The sequence below is a fragment of the Seleniivibrio sp. genome, assembly GCF_021209385.1.
Taxonomy (GTDB): domain Bacteria; phylum Chrysiogenota; class Deferribacteres; order Deferribacterales; family Geovibrionaceae; genus Seleniivibrio.
Genome location: NZ_JAJOIL010000004.1, coordinates 1 through 10,071, shown reverse-complemented (window position 1 = coordinate 10,071; position 10,071 = coordinate 1). Strand labels below are relative to the sequence as shown.

General features: G+C 46.4%; 10 protein-coding genes and 1 tRNA gene. 3 read left to right on the top strand and 8 right to left on the bottom strand.

The window, feature by feature from the left end:
• Positions 1-250: 250 nt before the first annotated feature.
• The 7 genes from LRY47_RS01310 to LRY47_RS01280 all read right to left on the bottom strand — a co-directional run bounded on the left by LRY47_RS01310 (position 251) and on the right by LRY47_RS01280 (position 5,032).
• Positions 251-1,036: a menaquinone biosynthesis protein gene (locus LRY47_RS01310; RefSeq protein WP_295221739.1), complete on the bottom strand. Its 786-nt coding sequence runs from the start codon at positions 1,034-1,036 to the stop codon at positions 251-253.
• A gap of 84 nt (positions 1,037-1,120) precedes the next feature.
• Positions 1,121-1,543, bottom strand: coding sequence for a tRNA (cytidine(34)-2'-O)-methyltransferase (locus tag LRY47_RS01305; RefSeq protein ID WP_295221736.1), 423 nt, complete (start codon positions 1,541-1,543; stop codon positions 1,121-1,123).
• Between the two features lies 1 nt (position 1,544).
• Positions 1,545-1,892: a ribosome silencing factor gene (rsfS, locus tag LRY47_RS01300; RefSeq protein ID WP_295221735.1), complete on the bottom strand. Its 348-nt coding sequence runs from the start codon at positions 1,890-1,892 to the stop codon at positions 1,545-1,547.
• The gene (gene nadD, locus LRY47_RS01295; protein ID WP_295221732.1) at positions 1,889-2,527 is read right to left on the bottom strand and encodes a nicotinate-nucleotide adenylyltransferase; all 639 of its coding nucleotides are present in this window, start codon (positions 2,525-2,527) and stop codon (positions 1,889-1,891) included. The genes rsfS and nadD overlap by 4 nt, the downstream gene beginning before the upstream one ends.
• Positions 2,527-3,762 carry a glutamate-5-semialdehyde dehydrogenase gene (locus LRY47_RS01290; protein WP_295221729.1) on the bottom strand — a complete coding sequence of 412 codons (1,236 nt, stop codon included), beginning with the start codon at positions 3,760-3,762 and terminating at the stop codon, positions 2,527-2,529. The genes nadD and LRY47_RS01290 overlap by 1 nt, the downstream gene beginning before the upstream one ends.
• Positions 3,763-3,808: 46 nt before the next feature.
• Positions 3,809-4,906 carry a glutamate 5-kinase gene (proB, locus tag LRY47_RS01285; protein ID WP_295221727.1) on the bottom strand — a complete coding sequence of 366 codons (1,098 nt, stop codon included), beginning with the start codon at positions 4,904-4,906 and terminating at the stop codon, positions 3,809-3,811.
• Between the two features lie 50 nt (positions 4,907-4,956).
• Positions 4,957-5,032, bottom strand: a tRNA-Gln gene (locus LRY47_RS01280).
• Positions 5,033-5,206: 174 nt separating this feature from the next.
• Here LRY47_RS01280 and LRY47_RS01275 point away from each other — a divergent pair.
• From LRY47_RS01275 to LRY47_RS01265, 3 genes are all read left to right on the top strand, one after another.
• A complete protein-coding gene (locus tag LRY47_RS01275) occupies positions 5,207-5,611 on the top strand; it encodes an Rrf2 family transcriptional regulator (protein ID WP_295221725.1) in 405 nt (134 codons plus the stop codon).
• Positions 5,612-5,856: 245 nt separating this feature from the next.
• On the top strand, positions 5,857-8,166 hold the full coding sequence (locus tag LRY47_RS01270) for a vitamin B12-dependent ribonucleotide reductase (protein WP_295221723.1): 2,310 nt from the start codon (positions 5,857-5,859) through the stop codon (positions 8,164-8,166).
• A gap of 76 nt (positions 8,167-8,242) precedes the next feature.
• Entirely contained in the window at positions 8,243-9,184 is a 942-nt protein-coding gene (locus tag LRY47_RS01265) for a glycosyltransferase (RefSeq protein ID WP_295221720.1), read from the top strand.
• Here the strand turns inward: LRY47_RS01265 and LRY47_RS01260 are convergent.
• Positions 9,135-9,830: a glycosyltransferase family 4 protein gene (locus tag LRY47_RS01260; protein WP_295221718.1), complete on the bottom strand. Its 696-nt coding sequence runs from the start codon at positions 9,828-9,830 to the stop codon at positions 9,135-9,137. The genes LRY47_RS01265 and LRY47_RS01260 overlap by 50 nt on opposite strands.
• Positions 9,831-10,071 lie beyond the last annotated feature (241 nt).

Below are 10,071 nucleotides of genomic sequence, written 5' to 3'. Positions count from 1 at the left end.
ATTTCAAACGCCTGTGAATCGCCATCCAGCACTTTTTCGATAATTGCCGTATCTTTCACATTTCCTCCGAATCGTATGGTTATAAGACTGACCACCAATCTATAAGTTCAAACAAAAATATACTACCCTTCAATTTTTTTTGAAAGGGTAAATTTTATTACATCACTGCTGATTAAGACTCTCACTCTCTGTCATTCTGAGTGTAGCGAAGAATCTCTCTTCAGGAAGACTCCTCACGACGCCCCTGTCCCTACACAAAAAAATCAAGCGACGGCATCTTCTTCAGCCTGCCTATCTTCACAGCGAGGCTGTAGTAGTTCAGCAAACCCTTAATATGGTTCTCCGAAAGGTCGTAGTTGATTATCTCCCAGTAGTCGATGATCTGATAGCTGGTTAGCCCCTTCATCTGATAATGGTCGATGAGCGAAGCCAGATTGCCTTTACTGTCCTTTTTTATCCTGCCCAGAAGCTCAACGAATGCTTTCGTCTCCTCACGGTGAGCGTCAGCCGTATCCTTGCGGATTATCCACAGGGCAAAAACGAACGGCAGTCCCGTAAACTCTTTCCAGAGCTTTCCGAGGTCGTAGATATATTTTGAAGTATCGTTGTAGTAGCCGAAAAGTGCCGTATCGCCGATGTGCACCTTTGCGGGTGCTTCGGGGTTTTCTTTGGTGAACTCCGGCACAATGCCGTAACGCTCACGCATGAGTATCTCGAACAGAATGACGGAAGTGCCTGATTCGGTGGTGAGATAAACCTCTTTGCCGCCAAGCTCTTCAATGGGAACGTCCGAAAAGAGCAGCACGCTCTTCACCTCGTCAATGCTGCTGATGGAAATATCGGGAATTATATAGTAGTTCTCGGGGTTTCTGGCATATTCGATACAACTGCACGGCGAGAGGTCTATGACTCCCTCACGGATGGCAGTGTTCAGATATGAGGGCACGCCTTTAATGAGTTTGAAACCCTTTTCTTTTTCAAGGTGATGGAAGATTGGATATACGTTTGCGTAATCAATCTGACCGATTCTAAGCATAGGTCTCTCCGGTTTCAGGTCCCATCCAGTTCGCATCCAGCCCGGCAAATTCACGCCTGCGCAGAATATCAAACCCCACAAGAGCTACTGCGTTGAAAGGTTCAGACTGCGCACCTTCCCCGTTGTGGGGATGCGGTAAAGATGTTCGGCATATTTCTTCTGCACGCTGTCGGGCAGTCCGCTGGTCTCCCGTCCGAAAATCAGCATCAGGTTAGGGTTGTCATGGGGTATTTCGGTGTAGTTCTTTGTGCCGAATTTCGAAAGAAAGGCGTAGGGATGGTTTCCGATGGGGTATTTTTCAAAAAATTCGTCAAGGGTGTCAATGGTCTCGAGTCTGACATGCTGCCAGTAATCGAGACCCGCACGCTTAACATATTTATCATCCAGACTGAACCCCAGCTTTCCCGCCAGGATCAGTCTGCTGTCCGTTGCAACACTGAACCGTCCGATGTTCCCCGTGTTCTGGGGAATTTCGGGTTCGAAAAGGACAATATTAAGTCCTGTCATATCACTCGTAAGGAATCTCCACTTTATCGCATCCGCCCCAGATAGACTCAAGATTGTAATACTGTCTTTCGTCCCTGCACATCAGATGCACCATAACCTCGCCGAAATCGAGGCATATCCAGCGCGAGCGTCCCTGTCCTTCAACTGCGAAAGGACGGATGCTCTTCTCTTTCATCTTCTCCAGAACGTATTCCGCAATAGCGTTGACGTGCGGTTCGGAAGTTGCCGTACCGATCACGATGTAGTCAGATATACTGCTTTTTGGAGCTATGTAATAGCAAGCAATGTTCTCGGTCTTGCGGTCAATCATCTCTTTCAGAATATCGTCCAGCAGAGCTGTTCTTGTCATTCGTTTCCCCTGTAAAGTCCGTTTTCGGCGATATATTCATAAACACCGTCCGGCAGATTCGCCTTACGGTAGCTCTCTTCAAGGATACTGCGTATTTCAGTACTTGATATATCAACCTCCGGCATTCTGTATAAAATTATTTTGCCGGATTTTTCATCTTTATATTCACCCGCATCCACAACCCTGTCAAGGAGCGTCTGCGGGATTCTTTTTAAAAGCTCTTCAAAGCTCATGGTGGATCTGCTGACCACAATGAAATTTACATAATCAAAAAGCGCTTCGGACTCGTACCAGCCGCCGATGGAGGCGAAGATATCTGTTCCGCAAGCAAAAAATATCGCATCTTCGGGGTATTCGTCCCTGAAATGCCTGAGGGTCTTAAGTGTGAAGGAGACCCCTTCCTCGTGTATTTCAAAATCGGAAACGACAAACCTGTCGCCAAGTCCCGCCGCAACAAGTTCAACCATGCGCAGACGAAGTTCAGGGGCAATAACCCCTTCCGTCTTATGCGGCGGTACCTTTGAAGGCACAAAGATCATCCTGTCCAGCTCAAAGCTGTCAGCGACATTCTCGGCAAGGGCAAGATGTCCCATGTGTATGGGGTTGAATGTTCCCCCGAAAAGCCCTATCCGCACTACTTTATCTGTCCGTTTCCGTAGATGCGGTATTTCGTAGTGGTAAGGTCGTCAGCTCCCATAGGTCCTCGGCAGTGGAGCTTCTGTGTACTGATGCCTATCTCCGCACCAAGCCCGAACTCTCCGCCGTCTGTCCATCTTGTTGAAGCGTTTACATAAACAGCGGCGGCATCCACTCTGTCGAGGAATTTTTCGCTGTTGGTATAGTTTTCAGTCACTATGCTTTCAGAGTGCTGTGAACCGTACTTGTTGATATGCTCGACGGCTTCGTCCACTCCGTCCACAACTTTTATGGAAAGGATGTAGTCCAGATATTCCGTTCTCCAGTCCTCTTCGGTTGCGGGTACGCATTTGATTATCTTCTGCGTTCTTTCACATCCGCGCAGTTCCACATTATATTCTGCATAGGCTTTTTCAAGCAAAGGCAGTAATTTTGAAGCAATTGCGCTGTGGACTAATAAAGTCTCCATGGAGTTGCACACGCCTACACGCTGGCACTTGGCGTTTACTGCAATGCTGACAGCCATGTCGGTATCAGCAAATTCGTCTATGAAGACGTGACAGATACCGGCGTCGTGCTTCACCAGCGGGATAAGGCTGTGTTCCGTGCAGAATTTTATGAGGCTGTCGCCTCCTCTGGGAACCATTATATCTATGTAGTCCTTCGCCTTAAGCAGTTCCATGACCACGGCGCGGTCTGTATCCTCTATAATGTTTACTGCGGCTTCAGGAAGTCCCGTACCTTTCAGAGCCTCTTTCATGAGCCTGCCGAGGCATCTGTTGGAGTTTATCGCCTCTTTTCCGCCGCGCAGTATGGAAACGTTGCCCGATTTCAGGCAGAGCGCCGCAGCGTCAATAGTTACGTTGGGTCTTGCTTCAAAAATAATGCCCACAACACCGAGCGGAACCTTTACTTTTGTTATATAAAGCCCGTTGGGTCGTCTGTAGCCTTCCACAACCTTACCCACCGGGTCTGTCTGAGCCTTTATCTCGTTGACCGCGTTTATCATCCCGTCTATGCGTTTGTCGTCCAGAAGTATCCTGTCGGTCAGTGCCGCAGAAAGTCCTGTCGCTTTTGCATGTTCGATATCTTTTGCGTTCTCTGATTTTATGAGTTCACGATTCTTATCAAGCATTTCAGCAACAGCGGCAAGCGCCCTGTCCTTAACATCAGAACGCATGCTCATAAATTCATATGTTGCTTCTTTAGCGGCTTTCAGCATTTTTTCCAGCATGGTCAGTCTCCGATGATATTGATGACGACAAGGTCATCGCGATGGATTATCTCGTCTGTAAACTTATAACCCAAAATATCAAATATGCAGATGTTTTTTTGCCTTTTATCCTGTCGAGGTCAAGGCTGCTATATCTGACCTTTCCGCGGGCTATCTCTTTTCCGCTCTCGTCGCAGACGGAAACTACGTCACCCATTTCAAAATCTCCCTCAACGGAAACAACTCCGCCTGGGAGCAGAGATTTCTTCTTATGAATAAGGGCGTTCACCGCACCTTTGTCAAGTTTTAATACGCCAGTAACACCAGCGGCATAGGCTATCCAGTGGTGACGACGGGAAAGTGCGTCCTCGGTGTGGCTGAAATAGGTGCCGATATCCCCGCCGCGGAGAAAATCGAGCATCGCACCCGGTTTGCGCCCGTTTATGATGCCCACACAGCATCCTGCATCCAGAGCTTTTGAAGCGGCAGTCAGTTTAGACTTCATACCGCCTGTGCCTACACCTGAAACGGAACTTCCTGCGAGGCTGAAAAGCTCTTCATTTATATACTTAACCTCTCCGATGCGGTGCGCATCGGGGTTGCCCGTGGGGTCGCTGTCGTAAAGTCCGTCAACATCAGACATGATCAGGAGCATATCCGCCCCTATCAGACCGCCCACAAGAGCCGAAAGGTTATCGTTGTCGCTGAAATTCTCTATATACTTAAGCTCTTCAATAACTACTGAGTCATTCTCATTTATTATAGGAACAACACCCATCTCAAGAAGACGTCGTATGGTATATCTTGCGTTCAGGTAACGTCTGCGGTTCGCAAAATCATCCTTGGTAATGAGTATCTGAGCAGGTATGATATTATATTTCTCAAATTCTTTGTCGTAATACCATATCAGTCTAGCCTGTCCCACAGCGGCACACGCCTGTCTGTCGGTTATGTCCTTCGGGCGGCTTTTAAAACCGAGTATCTTGAAACCCGCGCCGACAGCACCGGAAGAAACTATGACGATATTTTTAACTTTTTTCTTTATCTCGCAAATCTGGCTGACGAAAGAGGAGAGGAATTCGAGATTTACCCCTTTATCCTCCTGTGTGAGGATGTTGCTTCCAACTTTTACAACAAGTGTGTCAATTTGGGGTAAGTTTCTCATTTTAGACCTTCTCAGAGCAGTCTGTCCTGAGATGAAATTTAGATAAAAAATGGCAGGGGTAGCAGGACTTGAACCCACAGTACACTGGACCAAAACCAGTTGCCTTACCAATTTGGCTATACCCCTGCAAAGCAGAACGGGATTCTGCCGTAAAACATCGTGGATGTCAAGAACTTTTTTAAAGATTTTTTTAGGCGCTGTTTCCATCGGCTTTCAGCATAAATTTCTTGCAAATAACAATGTCTGAGGATATATTTATACTAATAGCATCTTATTAATACTATTCCCAAAGGAGACAAGATGAAAGTCACCAGAGCCAGCGATTACGCCATAAGAGCACTAATTCATATGGCACATAAGCCCGCAGGAACAACATTTATGCGCTCCGAGCTTGCAACGGAATGCGATATACCCGACAGTTTCCTTGGAAAGATTCTGCAAAACCTTGCAAAATCGGAAATACTCTCATCCGAACGCGGAAAAAAAGGCGGCTTCAGGATATCTAAAGATATATCGCATATAACTGTATATGACATAATAACCGCTATCGAAGGAGAACTCAGCTTAAACAAATGTATCTTTGACGAAGATTTCTGTAACCTTGTCCACTCATGCACTGCTCACGTCATGTGGACAGAAATTCAGGAAAACCTTATCAAAATGCTTAAAAGTTATACACTTGCAGGATTGGTTGAAAAATACTGAAAAACAATAAGGCAAAAGTCTGTATCCAGCAGGGGTTTTGAAGCTGAAAACAGAACGGCTATTTTTTAAACCCTGCTCTTTATATAACATTGATTGATTTCTATATAGCATGTTTCACTTTGTACATCAATGTGTTATCCATTTATCAATCACTTAGAAAAATTTACACCATCACCGAAAACGGACTTTACAAAGTTTTTAGTTGCATATAACATTACACATTAAAAACAAGTGCCGGAGGAAATATGAGTCTTAAGGACATCGAGAAAGTGCTTTCTCGTGAGCCGGAATTAAGCCAGAATGCCATAACTGTTCTGGAAAAGCGTTACCTGAAAAGGGATAACAACGGAAAACCTTCCGAAAAACCGATAGACATGTTCAGAAGAGTCGCTCTCAACATTGCAGAAGCCGACAGGAATTACGACAAAGACGCAGACATACTTGCCTCCGCCAAAGAATTCTATGACCAGATGGTCACTCTGAGATTTCTGCCCAACTCCCCCACCCTCATGAACGCAGGACGCGAGCTTCAGCAGCTTGCGGCATGTTTCGTTCTGCCGGTGGAGGACTCGCTTGAAGGTATTTTTGAAGCCGTAAAAAATACGGCACTCATACATAAATCAGGCGGCGGTACAGGGTTTTCTTTCTCACGCCTGCGCCCGAAAGACGACGTCGTTAAAACCACAAGAGGTGTGTCCAGCGGTCCAGTATCATTTATGACTGTTTTCGATGCGGCGACAGAGACCATCAAACAGGGCGGAACCCGCAGAGGCGCGAACATGGGTATCCTGCGCGTTGATCACCCGGATGTTATGGATTTCATCTACGCGAAAGAGGACAAAACAAAGCTCACAAACTTTAACCTCTCCGTAGGCATCACCGAAAAATTCATGCAGGCTGTCATAAACGACACCGACTATGACCTTATAAACCCCAAAACAAAAACTGTTGCAGGACAACTGAAAGCTAAAGAAGTTTTCGATAAGATGGTTCAGCTCGCTTGGGAAGGCGGCGACCCCGGTATCGTTTATCTGGACAGGATAAACGCCGAGAACCCCACACCAAAAGAGGGCGAGATGGAGAGCACGAACCCTTGCGGCGAACAGCCTCTTCTGCCCTATGAATCATGCAACCTCGGCTCTATCAACCTCGGTAAGTTTGTTAAAGACGGAAAGATAGACTGGGACGACCTTGAAAAAACTATAGCCGTTGCCGTGCATTTCCTCGACAACGTAATAGATATGAACAAATATCCCATCCCCCAGATTGACAAACAGACCAAACGCAACCGCAAAATAGGTCTGGGTCTTATGGGCTGGGCTGATATGCTTGCGCTGATGTGCATTCCATATAACTCTGACGAGGCAACGAAACTCGCTGAGGACGTTATGCAGTTCATCCGCGACACAGGACGCGTCAAGTCTGCTGAACTCGCCGTTCAACGCGGTGATTTCCCCACATTCAAAGACAGCGTATATCCCGGAAAGGGCTTCAAGAACATGCGCAACGCAACCATTACAACGGTTGCACCCACAGGAACAATCTCCATCATCGCGGGATGTTCCAGCGGTATTGAGCCTTTCTTCGCAATAGCTTTTTACAGACAGGTAATGGACAACAACAAACTCGTTGAGGTCAGCCCTGTTTTCAAAGAGATCGCAAAAAGAGAGGGATTCCTCACAGATGCACTTCTTGAACAGGTTGCCGAAACAGGTTCTCTGCACGGGGTAGACACAGTTCCCGAAAAATGGCAGGAGGCGTTTGTCACTGCACACGACATAACCCCTTTCTGGCATACAAAAATGCAGGCTGCGTTCCAGAAATTCACCGACAACGCTGTCAGCAAAACCGTAAACTTCCCCAACGAAGCAACAGTTGAGGACGTTCGCAAGACATACCTGCTCTCTTACAACCTCGGATGTAAGGGAACCACAATATACAGAGACGGAAGCCGCACCGGACAGGTTCTCAATGTCGGAACTAAAGACAAAGAGGCACAACCGGAAACAGTTTCTCAGGAACCCTGTGTGTTCGCTCCCAAACCCAGACCGAAAGTTCTGGTGGGACGTACTGTTGAGATGATGACAGGATGCGGTAAGCTCTATGTCACAATCAATCAGGACGAAACAGGCAAACCTTTTGAAGTGTTCACAAGCATGGGCAAAGCCGGCGGATGCGCCCAGAGCCAGTGCGAGGCTATCGGACGACTTATCTCCATCGACCTCAGAAGCGGCGGAGACATCGACCGTATCATCAAACAGCTCAAAGGCATCAGCTGCCATATGAGATACGGCTTCGGTCCCAACACCGTGTTGAGCTGTTCCGACGCTGTGGGCAAAGCTCTTGAACAGGCTATACGCGACAACACTGAAATAAAAGTGAGCGGGAAACAGGACGACAGCATAACCGTTGACAAGCTCCTTGAAAAAGCAGAAAAAGCGGAAAGCGGCGGCGTGAAGGTCAAAAACGGCGCATGCCCCGATTGCGGCGGACCTGTGGAACATGTGGAAGGCTGTGACATCTGCTATTCATGCGGATACTCACACTGCTCATAATCACTCTATAATTTCTCCTTATAAACAGAGCCTCCGTATGCTAAGATACGGAGGCTTAATTTTTTTCGGGGAGAACATGGAAAGTTCAAAAGCGGACATACTTATCTCCGCATACGGATCGGAATATTTTGAGCAGTGTCTGAAATCGGCACTGAATCAGAGAATGGCGGCATCAGTCATAGTATGCGACAACACACAGAACAATGCTGTCTCGGACATCATAAACAGATACTCATGCAACAAACTGAAATACTTTAAACCGGAAAAGCCTCTCTGGCGGCATACCTCATGCGTAAAACTCGCGGAAATGGCGACGGCTCCATGGGTCAGGTTTATTGATGACTGCGAAATACTCTCTGAAAACTCCCTCGAAAAACGCCTTGAGCAGTCCGATACTTTCGGCGGCATTTCAATGACATTTTCATCTTACATAACAGTGACACCGGACGGCAGAAAAGAACGCACAACGTACAATCTGCCGGAATATGTCAAAGGCACGGACTATCTTTTTAATGTCTTTACCGAAGTTCCTTTCAGAAGATTTACCAACGTTCTGATACGCCGTGACATAGTGGTTTCCTCCCTTTTTAAGGGACTTCCTGACAGACCAAACTGTTTTCCGTCTGCCGCTGCGATGCTCGCTATGGCGGAGGGCGACCTGGTCTACACCTCTGAAAGCCTCGTGTTGAGATATGAACCGGAGATTGAAGATACAACAGATATTGAGACCATGCTGGACGAAACAGACTGTATAATAGACATAATAAACTATGTGGAAAGCGCCACGGAGGATAAGAAGCGGGCGCTGAAACTCAGGAAAGAGCTGCTCTCACAGACATTCAAGCAAAATACCGTCCGCCTGCTGAGAAAAAAACAGTACAGGGAAGTCAGGGAATATATATACGAATCATGGCAAAATGACCGCGCATCCGTACTCAGCGGACTTTTCCATTTATCAGTAATGGGGCTTATTGCGAAGGCATTAATGAAAAGTCTTCGAGTATTTCACAAAGATTAGCAATGTATCTTTCCCATGAATAGTTAACAGCATTAATAGCGGAACTGGCACCTGTAACGGTTCTTGCGTGGTTATCTTCAAGCAGTCCGGAAGTAAGTTCCGCCAGAACAGAAGCGTCCGGTCTCTCCATGACATATTTCCGTTCATCACCTCTCAGAATCTCAGAAAATCCGGTCATTTTTGATGTTATTACAGGAACACCGCAAGCCGCTGCCTCAAGCAAAGTCATACCGAATTCTTCAATATGAGCCGGATGGAGAAGAATATCTATGGACTTATAATAATTCGCTATGTCGTCAACGGCACCGACCGCAATTACCTGTATTTCCGGATTCACCTCGGTGATGCGGCGTTTGTAGGCTTCTATCTTATCATCCTTGCCGATGAGCAGGAGAGAACTGTATTTTGAAAGATCCCTGTCCAGAAATCCCATAGCATCTATAAGAATATCCACTCCCCTTTTAAGGAGATTTCCTGAGGAAACAAAACCCAGCATATATTTTCTATCTATTGAGTGTCGTTCGCGTATCAGACCGGAAGCCTTTTTTACACCAGCAGTGTTAAAGATTGATTTGTCATACCCCGGATAAAGCACACGCACGCGGTCTTTGTCCAGATTATATTTATCAACAAAATAATCACGCATCATTATAGAGTTGCAGATAAGAACCTTATAATTTTGTTCGGAGAGTATACGGTCGTGGATGCGAAAAACAGAAGATTTAATAAAGCTGTTATCACCCTTAACAACACAATTTTCAGACCCTGTAAATAAAATTGTGTAAGTGCGATTAATCCGTTAGAAATATATAGGAGTAATTGCACATGGATCAGAAGAAGATTGATGAACTGGCAAGCATTTTTGCCAAAGAGATGAAGACCGAAAA

Bases quoted from the DNA above. Each gene is read 5' to 3' on its own strand.
- LRY47_RS01265 (WP_295221720.1), top strand. From the start codon at position 8,243: ATGGAAAGTTCAAAAGCGGACATACTTATCTCCGCATACGGATCGGAA.
- LRY47_RS01310 (WP_295221739.1), bottom strand. From the start codon at position 1,036: ATGCTTAGAATCGGTCAGATTGATTACGCAAACGTATATCCAATCTTC.
- LRY47_RS01290 (WP_295221729.1), bottom strand. From the start codon at position 3,762: ATGCTGGAAAAAATGCTGAAAGCCGCTAAAGAAGCAACATATGAATTT.
- LRY47_RS01270 (WP_295221723.1), top strand. From the start codon at position 5,857: ATGAGTCTTAAGGACATCGAGAAAGTGCTTTCTCGTGAGCCGGAATTA.
- proB (WP_295221727.1), bottom strand. From the start codon at position 4,906: ATGAGAAACTTACCCCAAATTGACACACTTGTTGTAAAAGTTGGAAGC.
- LRY47_RS01305 (WP_295221736.1), bottom strand. From the start codon at position 1,543: ATGACAGGACTTAATATTGTCCTTTTCGAACCCGAAATTCCCCAGAAC.
- rsfS (WP_295221735.1), bottom strand. From the start codon at position 1,892: ATGACAAGAACAGCTCTGCTGGACGATATTCTGAAAGAGATGATTGAC.
- LRY47_RS01275 (WP_295221725.1), top strand. From the start codon at position 5,207: ATGAAAGTCACCAGAGCCAGCGATTACGCCATAAGAGCACTAATTCAT.
- LRY47_RS01260 (WP_295221718.1), bottom strand. From the start codon at position 9,830: ATGCGTGATTATTTTGTTGATAAATATAATCTGGACAAAGACCGCGTG.